The organism is Vibrio sp. HENC-03 (assembly GCF_000305755.2).
Lineage (GTDB): Bacteria > Pseudomonadota > Gammaproteobacteria > Enterobacterales > Vibrionaceae > Vibrio > Vibrio owensii.
The window spans coordinates 14294-28161 of sequence record NZ_JH976120.1 but is presented as its reverse complement, the minus strand read 5'-3'; the positions used below and the strand labels follow the sequence as shown (position 1 = coordinate 28161).

Genomic DNA, 13868 nt, shown 5'->3' with positions numbered 1-13868 from the left:
TAATAATTTCTTTGAACTATAGTGAGGGGGAGCATTTGCTCTTTGAACATTTATTGAGGTAAGTATGAAGATGTTAACTATGGCGTTAAGTGCTGCCGTACTCGTGTTTTCTTCCGGTACACTCGCAAACTCTAACCACCAGAAAATCACCGCAATGCAACAAGCGTGTGACTTAAAGCAGGTCCCTCGTTTATGTGCGGTCAACCTTCCTGATAAAAGCTATATCGGCCGATGTGTGGACGCGAAAGCTTATGGTCTTATCTGTGTGCATTTTAAGCAACGTTAAGAGTAACCAAAGCTAAGGTTTTAACGCCTTAGCTTTGGTTATTTATGATAGCGCTTACATCCTAGATTCGTCCTAAATGAGTAGCTGGATTTATGGAAAACACCAGTTCATTTTCACCTCTGATTGATCTCCATCTAATCGTTTTATTTTATTAGTGAAAAACGAGTTAGCTCCCAGATATACAGCAAAATATTCTCTATATTTAAGAGAAGGACAATGCCGCTGGAGGTCTCTATGATCAAGGTTGAAGACATGATGACTCGCAACCCTCATACCTTGCTGCGTGAGCACACATTACGTGACGCAAAAAGCATGATGGAAGCGCTTGATATTCGACATATTCCGGTTGTTGATGCCAATAAACACCTAAAAGGCTTGGTGACTCAACGCGATATTCTTGCCGCACAAGAATCCTGCTTGCACCCAGATGAGGCTGAACAATCTTTTACCCTCGACACGCCGCTTTACCAAATGATGCACACCAACATCATGACCGCTGAACCAAGAGCAGGTTTAAAGGAAAGCGCAATCTATATGCAAAAGCACAAAGTTGGCTGTTTGCCAGTGGTCAATAAAGGTCACTTGGTGGGCATCATCACCGATACAGACTTTGTAACCATTGCGATTAACTTGTTAGAGCTGCAAGAAGAAACAGAACCAGAAGAAATCGAAGCAGAGTAATAAGCAGCGAAACGTTAGTTGCCCAGATTACAGGCAAAAAAAAAGAGCGGCTCAATCGCCGCTCAAAGATGTCATTACTAACGTAGTAATTGTGGACTCTATGCTGATTAGAATTGGTCTTCTTCAGTAGAACCTGTCAGTGCTGTCACTGATGAGTTGCCACCTTGGATTGTGTTGGTCATTCTATCGAAGTAACCCGTACCAACCTCTTGTTGGTGCGCTACGAACGTGTAGCCTTTTTCTGCCGCTTCAAACTCAGGACGCTGAACCTTCTCAACATAATGACGCATGCCTTCGCCTTGTGCGTAAGCGTGTGCCAGTTCGAACATGTTGAACCACATGTTGTGAATACCTGCTAGCGTGATGAACTGGTACTTGTAGCCCATGTTAGCCAGCTCTTGTTGGAACTTAGCAATGGTTTCTGCGTCTAGGTTCTTCTCCCAGTTGAATGAAGGCGAACAGTTGTATGCCAACAGTTGGTCTGGGTACTCTGCATGAATCGCTTCTGCAAACTTGCGTGCTTCTTCTAAACAAGGCGTTGCTGTCTCACACCAGATTAGATCCGCATATGGCGCGTAAGCTAGACCACGAGAGATAGCTTGGTCGATACCTGCACGTACACGGTAGAAACCTTCTTGAGTACGCTCACCTTCGATGAAGTCTTTATCGTATGGGTCACAGTCAGATGTTAGTAGGTCTGCTGCGTTTGCATCGGTACGTGCGATTACTAGTGTTGTCGTACCAGCAACGTCCGCTGCTAGGCGAGCCGCGACCAGTTTTTGCACTGCTTCTTGAGTTGGAACCAGTACTTTACCGCCCATGTGACCACACTTCTTCACGGATGCCAGTTGGTCTTCAAAGTGAACACCTGCCGCACCTGCGTCGATCATCGATTTCATTAGCTCGTAAGCGTTCAGTACACCACCAAAGCCTGCTTCCGCATCCGCTACGATTGGTAGGAAGTAATCAATACCGCCTTCGTCTTCTGGTGACTTACCAGCTGACCACTGAATTTGGTCTGCACGACGGAATGAGTTGTTGATGCGTTTTACTACCGACGGTACAGAATCTACTGGGTACAGAGATTGGTCTGGGTACATCGTCGAAGCGGTGTTGTTATCCGCCGCTACCTGCCAACCTGATAGGTAAATCGCTTCAATACCCGCTTTCGCTTGCTGTACGGCTTGACCACCTGTCAGTGCACCAAGACAGTTTACGTAGCCTTTCTTGGAACTACCGTTGACCAGTGACCAAAGTTTGTCAGCACCACGTTGTGCGATTGTGTTCGCAGGCACCATAGAGCCACGCAGTTCTACTACTTCTTCTGCTGTGTAAGTGCGCTTTACGTTTTTCCAGCGTGGGTTGGTTGCCCAATCTTTTTCCAGAGCTTCAATTTGTTGGCGGCGAGTTAAGTTAGTCATTGGTCTATCCCTCTTATAATGTGCACTTGTGCATGTGCGTTGAGTTTTCCGTTCTCAGGCAGTACATCCTTATCTGCCTCGAATCCTTCACGTATTGGTTAAATAAACATGTATTAGTGAAATAAAATTAGTGTTCTAAATCTTTGGGTTAATCCAAGTAGTCATAACCTGGAATGGTTAAAAAGTTGGTCAGTTCATCGCTGGTGGTGAGCCTTGCCATCAAGTCTGCCGCTTCTTCAAATCGACCTGCTTGGTAACGCTGCTCGCCAATTTCTTGCTTCACGACTTCAATCTCTTCTTTCTGATACAGTTCGAACAGCTCTTTAGTGACCTTCAATCCGTTGTCGAGCGACTTGCCGTGTTGAATCCATTGCCAGATAGAAGCGCGGGAGATTTCTGCCGTTGCTGCGTCTTCCATCAGTCCGTAAATCGGCACACAACCGTTGCCAGAGATCCAAGCTTCGATGTATTGCAGCGCAACACGGATGTTGTGGCGCATACCTTCTTCTGAGCGCTCACCCTCACACGGTTCAAGCAGCTCTGCGGCGGTGATTGGTGCGTCTTCTGAGCGGCTCACGTCCAATTGGTTGGTGCGCTGCCCCAGCGTGGCACTGAACACTTCCATTGCGGTGTCTGCCAACCCCGGGTGAGCAACCCAAGTACCGTCATGACCGTTGTTAGCTTCTAGCGATTTATCGTTGTGGATCTTATCCAGTACTTTTTGGTTTTCTTGTGGGTCTTTAGCCGGAATAAAGGCTGCCATGCCGCCCATCGCAAATGCGCCACGTTTATGACAAGTTCGCACCAACAATCTTGAGTAAGCGTTGAGGAATGGCTTGTCCATCGTCACTACTTGGCGATCCGGAAGTACGCGATCTGGGTGGTTTTTCAGTGTTTTGATGTAGCTAAAGATGTAATCCCAGCGACCACAGTTCAAACCAACGATGTGCTCTTTCAGTGAGAACAGAATCTCATCCATTTCGAATACGGCTGGTAAGGTTTCAATCAGCACAGTCGCTTTGATGGTGCCTGTATCCAAACCGAAATACTCTTCGGTGAAATGGAACACTTCGCTCCACCACTTCGCTTCATGATGCGATTGCAGTTTTGGAATGTAGAAGTAAGGACCGCTTCCCTTTTTCAGTAGCGCTTTGTAGTTGTTGTAGAAGTACAGAGCGAAATCGAATAGCGCACCTGGAATGATCTGACCGTGCCACGTTACGTGTTTTTCTTTTAGATGCAGTCCGCGAACACGGCAGATCAACACCGCTGGGTCTTCTGCCAGCTGATAGTGTTTGCCATTGCCAGGGTTGGTGTAGCTGATGGTGCCATTAACAGCGTCGCGCAGGTTGATTTGACCATCCAGCACTTTACTCCACGCAGGGGACATCGAATCTTCGAAGTCTGCCATGAACACTTTTACATTCGCATTCAGTGCGTTAATCACCATCTTGCGATCAGTCGGTCCTGTAATCTCCACTCGGCGATCTTGCAGATCTTGCGGGATTCCAAGGATCTTCCAACTTCCTTCACGAATGTCTTGTGTCTCTGGTAGAAAGTCTGGCAGTTCACCAGCGTCGATGCGTGCTTGCTTCTCTTCTCGTGCTTCTAGCAACTGTTCAACACGTCCGGCAAATTTTTCACACAGTAGAGTTAAAAAGGTTTGGGCTTCAACAGGGAAAATTGCTTGATGTTCAGGAGCAACGACTCCATTCACCTCAAGCATGCCTTGGGTTTGCTTTAGTTGTTGTGTTTTTTGTTCTGTCTGAGCAAGCATAATCATTCATCCTTAACGTGCTTTATTCATCTTGGGCAGTCAGCCTAAAGCTACATTTGTAAGTTATGAACAACAAATTACATCCTTCGATTTGGTGTTCACTTCGCTTCGTTGTGTCTATACATTGCGCAACCTGAATTGCTTTTTCAATCTAGACATAAGTCTTACAAGCCTTTAATTAAGCTAACCCAACAAAGGTTTAAGCGAAACCCCTTAAGTAAACAAAACGTTAAATTCAAAGTTTTATTCGGTATCAAACAAGTGTTTGATTTTTGAGTTTAATTTGTAAGTTATTACGTAATTAAATTACATTAAATTTACAGGTTATTTTTGAATTCAAACAAGCGTATGAATAGTGAGGCAGGAGAAAAATCCTTGTATTCACAAGGGCTAGGAAGAGGAAATTAAACGCGACTTAAACGCGTTACACAGGCAGTTGTGTAAAATTAACATTGTGAAATTTCACTATTTTATGAAAGCTTCATGAAAGTTCATCTGTAAAATTTTACAAGTCAAAGTTCACGCGCAGAATAAAATGCTAAAAAGCGCACTATTTCCAGTGCGCTTTTTGATATTAGATCGGGAGTAGCAGGCTAATACTAATAGCTAAAGCAGTTCAGAGACGACTTCTGCCAATTGATTGAAAGTGTTTGATCGTGACGAGCTCGGACGCCAAACCAAACCAATATCGCGATATGCTTGCTGACCAGGAGGGTCGATTACCACCAAGTTCTGGTTGTGTAGCAAACCATGATCAATCGCCATTTGCGGGATAAACGTGGTGCCCAGACCATTCGCCACCATTTGCACCAATGTATGAAGACTGGTTGCGGTGAATGGGTTGATCTTCTCTTTGTCCGTTAGCTTACATGCTGAAACCGCGTGCTCTGTAAGACAGTGCTCTTTCTCTAATAAGAAGACGGATTCATCTGGCAAGTCTGCATAACGGATCGGCACAGGTACGGAATCCGCTTGATTGGCGCTGATCACCATGCGGAACGGGTCTTGCCCCACCACTCGGCTTTCCATTCCCTCTATTTCTACTGGCAGAGCCAGAATCAACACGTCCAACTCACCGTGGCGAAGTGCTTGCAGCAAGTTGGTCGTCGTATCTTCTCTTAATAGAAGGTTTAATTGAGGGAAGCGGTAGTTCACCTCTTGGACAAGGTCGCACAATAAGAAAGGAGCAATGGTCGGAATACAGCCTACTTTAAGCTGCCCTTCCATATCATCGCCTTGGCATAAACGCCCCAGCTCAACAAGATCTTGCCCTTTGGCGAGAAGTTCTCGACCATGCTGCACCACCATCTCACCAGCTTGGGTGAAAACCAATGGGCTTTTTTTATCTTTCTTTTCATAAAGCGGGCAACCAATCAACTCTTCAAGGTTTTGGATGCCTTTACTTAAGGTAGATTGACTGACAAAACAACGCTCAGCAGCATCACTAAAATGTCGAGTTTCGTGCAGAGTGACCAAATAGTGTAACTGCTTCAAGCTAGGCCATTTATTCATAATTCTATTTGTATCTATTGCTGTTCCAGTGATCGAGATAATAGTTTCGGTGTTATCGCTTTTTTCGATGAACTCAATCTATTTATTTCGCTTTTTTCAATACTACAATCTGTACTATAGTTTGTCTCGCACAAACACGGACCAAACCTAAATAACTGAATGTAGGTTTGGAGCAAACCAAAATTTTTAGGAGCAAAAAAATGGTACTAGTAGGTCGTCAAGCCCCTGACTTTACTGCAGCAGCTGTTCTAGGTAACGGCGAAATCGTTGAAAACTTCAACTTTGCAGAATTCACTAAAGGTAAGAAAGCAGTAGTATTCTTCTACCCACTAGATTTCACTTTCGTTTGCCCATCTGAGCTAATCGCATTCGACAACCGTCTAGCTGATTTCCAAGCTAAAGGTGTTGAAGTAATCGGTGTTTCTATCGATTCTCAGTTCTCTCACAACGCATGGCGTAACACTGCTATCGAAGATGGCGGTATCGGTCAAGTTAAATACCCTCTAGTTGCTGACGTTAAGCACGAAATCTGTAAAGCGTACGATGTAGAGCACCCAGAAGCAGGCGTTGCTTTCCGTGGTTCTTTCCTAATCGACGAAGACGGTCTTGTACGTCACCAAGTAGTTAACGATCTACCTCTAGGTCGTAACATCGACGAAATGCTACGCATGGTTGATGCACTAAACTTCCACCAGAAGCACGGCGAAGTATGTCCTGCACAATGGGAAGAAGGTAAAGCAGGTATGGACGCATCTCCAAAAGGTGTTGCAGCGTTCCTATCTGAGCACGCAGACGACCTAAGCAAGTAATAGACACTGCCGCCCAAGCTCAATGGGTGTGTTGGTTGGATGTATATATAAAGCAAAAAGCTATAGCGGAAAAACCGCAAACGCCAATCAGTCTAAGTAAAGTCATAAAAAAGCCCAGAGTTCGCTCTGGGCTTTCTTTTTATCTGCACTTTTGAAAAGCAAAAGAGGCAAGCATCACGCAAAAACTTTACCTCTATTTCCCTCGGTCTCAGTACAGATTCTCCCCTTTCGTCCTGCTAGTATTTGCTGTAATTACAATAATTCAGGACAACCTCGTGAACACTCAACTTGAAGTCTGTATTGATAACATTGAATCTCTCCACAACGCGATTGCCGGTGGTGCAACCCGCATCGAACTCTGCTCTTCACTTGCTTTGGGTGGCTTAACCCCAAGCTATGGCTTTATGCAGCAAGCCGCTAAACACTCTACTATTCCGGTTTACGCTATGATTCGCCCTCGCCAAGGTGACTTCTTCTACAGTGAGGAAGAAATCGAAATGATGCGTTGGGATATTGAAGCCGCTAAACAAGCTGGCTTGAATGGTGTCGTGCTCGGCGTGCTCACTCAAGACGGCGACATTCATATGCCGTACGCAACGGCACTGTGTGAATTTGCTCAAGCGCTTGGCTTAGGCGTGACTTTCCATCGTGCCTTTGACCAGTGTCGCGATGCAGAAAAAGCATTAGAGGAGGTGATCAGCTTAGGCTGTGAGCGTATTTTGACTTCCGGCCTTGCACCTTCTGCACCGCAAGGGATCGATGTACTTAAAGCCTTAGTTGAGCAAGCGCAAGGACGCATTGCGATCATGGCGGGCGCCGGTGTGAACGCGGACAATGTTGGTCAGATCGTTGAACAAGCCAAAGTCACCGAAGTGCATTTATCTGGCAAGACAACTCGCCCTAGTCACATGACCTTTATTGCCGAGCAAAGCAAAATGGGCGCTGCCGATGTGGATGATTTTTCGATTCCTGTCACCAACACCGATGCTATCGCGAACATGGTAACAGCTCTCAATTAAGCGCTTTCAAATCCCGTCTTTGGTTATTGGGTGCTAACATATTGATAACTAAGGACGGGAGGAAACATGGCGAAACTGAAGAAAAAGGAATACGAAGAAGCACTAGAACACCTGCAAATTGAATTAGTTAAGCTCCAAGAGTGGGTCAAGCACAAAGGGCTTAAAGTCGTGGTACTGTTTGAAGGACGCGACGCCGCTGGCAAAGGTGGCACCATCAAACGCATCACTGAAAAACTCAACCCTCGTGTCTGCCGTATCGCAGCCCTTCCCGCCCCAACAGAGAAAGAAAAAACACAATGGTACTTCCAGCGCTATGTGGCACACCTGCCTGCTGCTGGGGAAATCGTGCTGTTTGATCGCAGTTGGTACAACCGTGCCGGCGTAGAGAAAGTCATGGGCTTTTGCACCCCAGACCAATATGAAGAGTTTCTCCGCTCTTGCCCTGAGTTTGAACGTATGCTGCAACGCTCTGGCATCATCTTAATTAAGTACTGGTTTTCGGTCTCCGATGAAGAGCAAGAAAAGCGTTTTCTAGAACGTATCAATACCCCAATCAAACGCTGGAAGTTCAGCCCGATGGATTTGGAATCACGTAATCGCTGGGCAGAGTATTCAGAGGCAAAAGACAAAATGTTTGCTTACACAGACACTAAACACTGTCCTTGGTGGGTAGTGCCTTCTGATGATAAAAAGAAAGCACGTTTGAATTGTATCAGCCACTTGCTCAGCCAAGTAGAATACGAAGAGCTCGAACATCCGGTGATTGAACTGCCAGAACTGAACAAAGAAGGGTATGTTCGTGCACCTATCGACGATCAAACCTTCGTACCCGATAAATATTAGAGATGTACCATGGCGAAAGACCTGTTTCACACCCTTGACCTGAATCTGCTCAAGACCTTTATGATTTTGATGCAAGAGAAAAACATGCGTAAAGCCTCTCAGCGCTTGTTCGTCTCACAGCCCGCCATCAGTCAAGCGCTACAAAAGCTACGTAATCACTTCGATGACGAGCTGTTTGTGAAAGTAAAAACAGGTCTTGAACCGACACCGTTCGCCGAATCTCTCGCCAACGATATTACGCCGCACCTCGATGGTTTAGCGGCTGCGGTTAACCGCTCTCATCAATTTGATCCTGCTGAAGTGGACAACAAAATCCGAATTGCATTGGCACCAATTACGATGACTTGCTTGCCCGGTTTCCTCTTCGAACAAATGAGAACGTTGGCCCCTAACGCTCAACTTGAATTAGTTGGTTGGTCGAACAGTACGGTTGATGAGATCTTGAAAGGTGAAACACTGATGGGAGTAAATTACGAGTTACTGCTAACCAATAAAGAGATCTACACGCCGAAGTTACTGGATTTAAAAGGGCGTATTTTTGTCCGTGAAGCTCACCCAATCACCAAACCTCATGTTGAACCGCATGATCTTGGCGGATACCCAATTGCTTCTTTGATTTCCCCAGGGTGGAACGACAAGTTCAGTTACGCGTCTGAGCTTCTAACCGAAATGGGCGTTGAACACAGCATTGGATTTCGCTCAGAAATGGTCTCTGCAATACTTGATGTCGTCAAACACACCGACATGTATTTGCCTCACTCCAATTTACTTCCGGTTGAGCAATTTCCGGGATTAAGAGCCGTTGATGTCACGATTGATGGTCAACCACAAATGAAGTCTATTCACGCTCATATGCATGTGAGAAACCGCAATAATCCACTCGTCAGTTGGCTCGTTGGCCTTATCCAACAAGGTTTAACAATACAAGCTAACAAGCCTTAACCTGATAAGAATTTGTTATCACCAAAATAATTAGACCTGCTTAGTCATAAAAAATACTTCTCAATAAGATAGCCCTGCTTCAAAGGGAATTTAGAAAGAGCGATTGCTTACAGTAAGGATGCTGTTCCTCGTTTACTTATTGAGAGTTCAGACATGACAAATAAACTTGTAAAGCTTACTGCTGCTAGTGCCCTTCTTGCTTCTTTAAGCTCATTCGCAGGCCACATTCCAGATCGCCCAAACCCAGGCACTCCAACCAACCCAATTCAAGGGGTACCAGAGCAACCGGTTTTGCCTGAAGTTGATAACGGTGTTCCCGGTGTGCCAGATCGTCCACGCCCAGATTTATCGCCAACACCACCAATTGAAGCGACACCTGAACATCCAACGCTTCCTGAACCAGACAACGGTATTCCTGAAGTCCCAGAGCGCCCAACGCCACAACTGCCATCAAACCCTATCGAGAATAATCCGACGGATGATCGTCTTAACCATTTAGAAGGCTTGGCAGCAGAATACGATTACCGCCTAAACCAACAAGCAGAACAAATGGATGGTATTCGCGCAAGTCTACATGCTGTCACCAACGCTCGTCCTTATGCGACTCATGGCGAACTGGCCATCGGTGCAGGTGTTGGCTTCTCAGGTAGCAAAGAAGCGGTCGCGGTTGGCGGTGCCTACGGCCTAACAGACCAAGTTAGTTTATCAGGCACCTTCCACTACGAATCATCGGGTAAGTACTCTTCCTCTGACGTTGCTGGCGGCGTTGGTGTCCAAATCAGCTTTAAGTAAGCACAAGTTCATTCAGTAAGTCCATTTGCCAAGGAAGGCATCTTTTTAGGTAGAACTATGAAACGCACCCTTTCTCTTATCGCCCTGATTATCACACCGCTTTCAGCCCAAGCTTCTGGTGTATTTATTTCTCCAGAAGTGAAAGTTGGCTCGTTTCGTGGCGCTGGTATTCAATTTGGCACCAATGATATTGCTGGCTTTGATGCGCTCTATTTTGATTACTCTCGAGTCACCTACACCAGTGGAAACTTTGACGAAACCATCGATGCTTATCGCGTTGGTTTTCAACACATGTTTGACCACCAGCCACAAATGGGCTTTCAAGCCAGTCTTGGTATAGCCAGTTATGATGGAACTTACAAAGAAGAGAAAAGAGATACTACAGGATTGAGCATCGGTGGTGCCTATGTATATCAGGTGAATCCGATTCTCTCAGTCAGGGCGGGAGCGGATTTAGATATCTTTAAAGACGACAAAACCCACACGTTTACCGATACGGCAATTAATTTCTCTGTGGGTTTTGGTCTGCGGTTATAAGGTTATTTCAGCACGTCATCGATGCTTTGATCACCTAGGTGGCGTACATCTTTCCCTTTCACGAAGTAGATAATGTATTCACAGATGTTCTGGCAACGGTCACCTACACGCTCAATGGCACGTGCAGACCACATCACTTGCAGAATGTGTGGAATGTTTTTCGGATCTTCCATCATGTAAGTCATCAGCTGACGAATCACCGCTTCGTATTCCGCATCCAACTTATCATCAAGCTTGTGCACTTCTGCTGCTGCTTCGACATCCATGCGCGCAAAGGCATCGAGCACTTGGTGAAGCATTTGGATTGCTTGACGACATAAAGGCTCTAACGAAACTTGGAATTGGCGCTCTTTCGATGATGGGCTTTCAATCGCCACGTAGGCAATACGCGTCGCAACATCACCAATACGCTCAAGATCTGTGATGGTCTTAATGATAGCCATGATCAAGCGTAAATCTTTTGCCGTAGGCTGACGCTTAGCAATGATGCGAGTACAAGCGTCATCAATCGACACTTCCATCGCATTAACTTTGTGATCATCACGCACAACTTTACGCGCCAGTTCGATGTCTTCCTTATGCAAGGCTTGAATAGCATACGACAACTGCTGTTCTACCAAGCCTCCCATGGTAAGTACATGGGTACGAATCGATTCTAGCTCTACGTTAAATTGTCCTGAGATGTGACGTCCAAAGTGCATGGCTTTCCTTTTAATCCTTGAAAGGTCGCGGCTTAACCGTAACGACCGGTAATGTAATCTTCGGTTTGTTTCTTCATTGGAGAAGTGAAGATCGAATCCGCATCCGAGTATTCAATCAGCTTACCCATATGAATGAACGCAGTGTGATCGCTGACGCGCGCCGCTTGCTGCATGTTATGAGTAACGATAACCACAGTATATTGAGTCTTGAGCTCGTTGATAAGCTCTTCAATAGTTAAAGTTGAGATTGGATCCAAAGCCGACGTTGGCTCATCCAATAATAGTACTTCTGGCTCAATCGCGACGGCGCGAGCAATCACTAAACGTTGTTGCTGACCACCAGAAAGTCCAAATGCGTTTTCATGTAGACGATCTTTTACTTCATCCCATAATGCCGCAGAACGCAGTGAACGCTCGACCGCATCGTCCAACATGCGACTGTTCTTCACACCTTGTAAACGAAGACCGTAAACCACGTTTTCGTAAATCGACTTAGGGAATGGGTTTGGGCGCTGGAATACCATGCCTACTCGGCGACGCAGCGTGGCAACATCCACGCTTGGGTTGTACACATTCTTACCGTGCAAACGTACTTTTCCTGTCACCTTACAACCTTCGACTAAATCGTTCATTCGATTGATACAGCGCAGCAATGTGGATTTACCACAGCCGGACGGTCCGATGAATGCTGTTACGCGCCCCTTTGGAATACGCATTGAAATGTCGTGCAGCGCCTGAGTCTGACCATAGAAAAGATTAAGGTTCTCAATCGAGATAGCCGTTTGTTCATCCGTCAGGTTGTGCACATCCAATGGCGGCTCATAACCTAATGTATTATCAAAGTTAAACATGCTTAATCTTGTCCTAAAGTTCGGTATTTCTCTCGCAGATTATTACGAATACTGATTGCTGTTAAGTTTAGTCCGACAATAACCGTCACGAGTAAGAAGGAAGTCGCGTAAACCAACGGACGCGCAGCTTCGATATTAGAGGTCTGGAATCCGACATCGTAAATGTGGAAGCCTAGGTGCATAAACTTTCTGTCTAAATGCACGTAAGGGAATTGCCCATCCACCGGCAAGCTCGAAGCTAATTTCACGACCCCCACCAGCATCAATGGTGCTACCTCACCCGCAGCGCGAGCAATCGCAAGAATCAAACCAGTGATTATCGCAGGGGTTGCCATAGGCAAAACCACACGCCAAAGCGTTTCGAACTGCGTTGCGCCCAAGGCTAACGAACCATGACGAACGGAACTCGGAATACGGGTTAAACCTTCTTCTGTGGTAACAATCACCACAGGTAGCGTTAAGACTGCTAGCGTCAATGCAGACCACAACAAGCCCGGCGTACCAAAGGTTGGAGCAGGTAATCGCTCGGCGTAAAACAGGTTATCGATTGAGGCACCAATGGTATAAACAAAAAAGCCCAAACCAAATACGCCGTAAACGATAGAAGGAACACCTGCAAGGTTAATCACCGCAATACGGATCACTCGAGTTAGGGCATTGTTTTTAGCATATTCATGCAAATAAATCGCCGCAACCACACCCAATGGCATCACGATGATCGACATGATGATAACCAAGAAAACCGTACCGAAAATCGCGGGGAAAACACCACCTTCTGAGTTCGATTCACGAGGGTCTTCGGATAAGAACTTCCAAACCTGTTTCCCCCAATGGGCAACTTTTTCAGGCAGTGACATTTGGTTTGGATACCAGTAGTCCAAAATGTCTTCTAATGGAATCGAAACTTGAGTCCCAGTCATGTCTTCGACAATCAGCGCATAATCAGAGAAGCCCAAGCGCAGCCCGTCAAGTTGCATGTCTAGCTTGGCTAACTCAGCTTCAATTTCTGCCTTACGCTTGCTGTTGTTTGCTAAAAACTCTTCAGTGATGGTGTCGTTAAGCTCGTGCTTGCGTTTATCTAAGCGAAGCTGCTCTAACTGCCATCCCAAGTCTTTTACTTGGTCATCCACCAGCATGTCGATTTCGTGATGCAAGGTTTCGGCATCATCGAGCTTTTGATCCAAAAGCTTTTGAATGTCATTTTCGTAACGCGTGTTACCATCTTGGAAGGCAACAAACTTACCGAAGAAGTAGCCACCGCTGCTGCGTTCAATCACTGCCCATTCGCCCGGCGTCGTTGGGTCATCCAACTGCATTCTCAACACAGAAATAAAGTCCGCTGGGTACAATTCACGGTTGGCAATTTTGATGTTTAGGCGCGTCGCAAACTCTTCGTCTTCTGCGAGTTTATCTGCTGCTTCTTTTGGCAGGTAACTTCTTGGCACGAAGCTGCGTTCGTATACCTGACCAACCAGAATCGAGTTTTCATGCAGCACTTCGCCCTGCACCGGAGTCAGCGCAGCAACATTCCATTGATAAAGTGGCGCAGGCCAGAAGTAAGTAAGCCCCTTCCAGCCAATCAATAGCAATAACCCGAGGACAGAAAGCAGACTGATGCTTACCGCTCCCCCAGTTAACCAAATCCAAGGTGCGCCAGAACGAATCCAATTTAACACGCTATTACTCGCTCTTTCGTT

14 protein-coding genes are annotated in these 13868 nt (G+C 46.0%); 8 read left to right on the top strand and 6 right to left on the bottom strand.

Going from position 1 to position 13868, the window contains the following annotated elements; translation table 11 throughout:
- Positions 1 to 64 precede the first annotated feature (64 nt).
- The gene (locus VCHENC03_RS16000; RefSeq protein ID WP_032802582.1) at positions 65 to 286 is read left to right on the top strand and encodes a hypothetical protein; all 222 of its coding nucleotides are present in this window, start codon (positions 65 to 67) and stop codon (positions 284 to 286) included.
- Positions 287 to 520: 234 nt separating this feature from the next.
- Positions 521 to 967 carry a CBS domain-containing protein gene (locus VCHENC03_RS16005; protein WP_009705566.1) on the top strand — a complete coding sequence of 149 codons (447 nt, stop codon included), beginning with the start codon at positions 521 to 523 and terminating at the stop codon, positions 965 to 967.
- A 107-nt stretch (positions 968 to 1074) separates the two neighbouring features.
- Here VCHENC03_RS16005 and aceA read toward each other — a convergent pair whose 3' ends face one another.
- The 3 genes from aceA to VCHENC03_RS16020 form a co-directional block, all read right to left on the bottom strand.
- Positions 1075 to 2388 carry an isocitrate lyase gene (gene aceA, locus VCHENC03_RS16010; protein ID WP_005440333.1) on the bottom strand — a complete coding sequence of 438 codons (1314 nt, stop codon included), beginning with the start codon at positions 2386 to 2388 and terminating at the stop codon, positions 1075 to 1077.
- Positions 2389 to 2536: 148 nt separating this feature from the next.
- Entirely contained in the window at positions 2537 to 4165 is a 1629-nt protein-coding gene (aceB, locus tag VCHENC03_RS16015) for a malate synthase A (RefSeq protein ID WP_009705565.1), read from the bottom strand.
- A 606-nt stretch (positions 4166 to 4771) separates the two neighbouring features.
- Positions 4772 to 5677 (bottom strand): hydrogen peroxide-inducible genes activator, encoded by a 906-nt coding sequence (locus VCHENC03_RS16020; RefSeq protein ID WP_005440336.1) that lies wholly within the window; start codon positions 5675 to 5677, stop codon positions 4772 to 4774.
- Positions 5678 to 5877: 200 nt separating this feature from the next.
- On the opposite strand from VCHENC03_RS16020, the gene VCHENC03_RS16025 reads away from it, so the two are divergent.
- The 6 genes from VCHENC03_RS16025 to VCHENC03_RS16050 all read left to right on the top strand — a co-directional run bounded on the left by VCHENC03_RS16025 (position 5878) and on the right by VCHENC03_RS16050 (position 10619).
- On the top strand, positions 5878 to 6486 hold the full coding sequence (locus VCHENC03_RS16025; protein ID WP_005424820.1) for a peroxiredoxin C: 609 nt from the start codon (positions 5878 to 5880) through the stop codon (positions 6484 to 6486).
- Between the two features lie 275 nt (positions 6487 to 6761).
- Complete coding sequence (locus VCHENC03_RS16030; RefSeq protein WP_009705564.1) at positions 6762 to 7505, top strand: copper homeostasis protein CutC; 744 nt, start codon at positions 6762 to 6764, stop codon at positions 7503 to 7505.
- A gap of 66 nt (positions 7506 to 7571) precedes the next feature.
- The gene (gene ppk2 / locus VCHENC03_RS16035) at positions 7572 to 8348 is read left to right on the top strand and encodes a polyphosphate kinase 2 (RefSeq protein WP_009705563.1); all 777 of its coding nucleotides are present in this window, start codon (positions 7572 to 7574) and stop codon (positions 8346 to 8348) included.
- 9 nt (positions 8349 to 8357) lie between these two features.
- Positions 8358 to 9290 (top strand): LysR family transcriptional regulator, encoded by a 933-nt coding sequence (locus VCHENC03_RS16040; protein WP_009705562.1) that lies wholly within the window; start codon positions 8358 to 8360, stop codon positions 9288 to 9290.
- A gap of 153 nt (positions 9291 to 9443) precedes the next feature.
- On the top strand, positions 9444 to 10082 hold the full coding sequence (locus VCHENC03_RS16045) for a YadA C-terminal domain-containing protein (protein WP_009705561.1): 639 nt from the start codon (positions 9444 to 9446) through the stop codon (positions 10080 to 10082).
- A 57-nt stretch (positions 10083 to 10139) separates the two neighbouring features.
- Positions 10140 to 10619 carry a hypothetical protein gene (locus tag VCHENC03_RS16050; protein ID WP_009705560.1) on the top strand — a complete coding sequence of 160 codons (480 nt, stop codon included), beginning with the start codon at positions 10140 to 10142 and terminating at the stop codon, positions 10617 to 10619.
- A gap of 2 nt (positions 10620 to 10621) precedes the next feature.
- On the opposite strand, the gene phoU is transcribed toward VCHENC03_RS16050, so the two are convergent.
- From phoU to pstA, 3 genes are read right to left on the bottom strand one after another with little or no spacing between them, the layout of a single operon-like run.
- Positions 10622 to 11320 carry a phosphate signaling complex protein PhoU gene (gene phoU / locus VCHENC03_RS16055; protein WP_005440349.1) on the bottom strand — a complete coding sequence of 233 codons (699 nt, stop codon included), beginning with the start codon at positions 11318 to 11320 and terminating at the stop codon, positions 10622 to 10624.
- A gap of 32 nt (positions 11321 to 11352) precedes the next feature.
- The gene (gene pstB, locus VCHENC03_RS16060) at positions 11353 to 12171 is read right to left on the bottom strand and encodes a phosphate ABC transporter ATP-binding protein PstB (RefSeq protein ID WP_009705559.1); all 819 of its coding nucleotides are present in this window, start codon (positions 12169 to 12171) and stop codon (positions 11353 to 11355) included.
- A 2-nt stretch (positions 12172 to 12173) separates the two neighbouring features.
- Positions 12174 to 13847 carry a phosphate ABC transporter permease PstA gene (pstA, locus tag VCHENC03_RS16065; protein WP_009705558.1) on the bottom strand — a complete coding sequence of 558 codons (1674 nt, stop codon included), beginning with the start codon at positions 13845 to 13847 and terminating at the stop codon, positions 12174 to 12176.
- Positions 13848 to 13868 lie beyond the last annotated feature (21 nt).

What these genes read in the sequence shown, in the direction of transcription:
- VCHENC03_RS16000 (WP_032802582.1), top strand. Translation starts at nt 65, where the DNA reads ATGAAGATGTTAACTATGGCGTTAAGTGCTGCCGTACTCGTGTTTTCT.
- VCHENC03_RS16005 (WP_009705566.1), top strand. Translation starts at nt 521, where the DNA reads ATGATCAAGGTTGAAGACATGATGACTCGCAACCCTCATACCTTGCTG.
- aceA (WP_005440333.1), bottom strand. Translation starts at nt 2,388, where the DNA reads ATGACTAACTTAACTCGCCGCCAACAAATTGAAGCTCTGGAAAAAGAT.
- aceB (WP_009705565.1), bottom strand. Translation starts at nt 4,165, where the DNA reads ATGCTTGCTCAGACAGAACAAAAAACACAACAACTAAAGCAAACCCAA.
- VCHENC03_RS16020 (WP_005440336.1), bottom strand. Translation starts at nt 5,677, where the DNA reads ATGAATAAATGGCCTAGCTTGAAGCAGTTACACTATTTGGTCACTCTG.
- VCHENC03_RS16025 (WP_005424820.1), top strand. Translation starts at nt 5,878, where the DNA reads ATGGTACTAGTAGGTCGTCAAGCCCCTGACTTTACTGCAGCAGCTGTT.
- ppk2 (WP_009705563.1), top strand. Translation starts at nt 7,572, where the DNA reads ATGGCGAAACTGAAGAAAAAGGAATACGAAGAAGCACTAGAACACCTG.
- VCHENC03_RS16040 (WP_009705562.1), top strand. Translation starts at nt 8,358, where the DNA reads ATGGCGAAAGACCTGTTTCACACCCTTGACCTGAATCTGCTCAAGACC.
- VCHENC03_RS16045 (WP_009705561.1), top strand. Translation starts at nt 9,444, where the DNA reads ATGACAAATAAACTTGTAAAGCTTACTGCTGCTAGTGCCCTTCTTGCT.
- VCHENC03_RS16050 (WP_009705560.1), top strand. Translation starts at nt 10,140, where the DNA reads ATGAAACGCACCCTTTCTCTTATCGCCCTGATTATCACACCGCTTTCA.
- phoU (WP_005440349.1), bottom strand. Translation starts at nt 11,320, where the DNA reads ATGCACTTTGGACGTCACATCTCAGGACAATTTAACGTAGAGCTAGAA.
- pstB (WP_009705559.1), bottom strand. Translation starts at nt 12,171, where the DNA reads ATGTTTAACTTTGATAATACATTAGGTTATGAGCCGCCATTGGATGTG.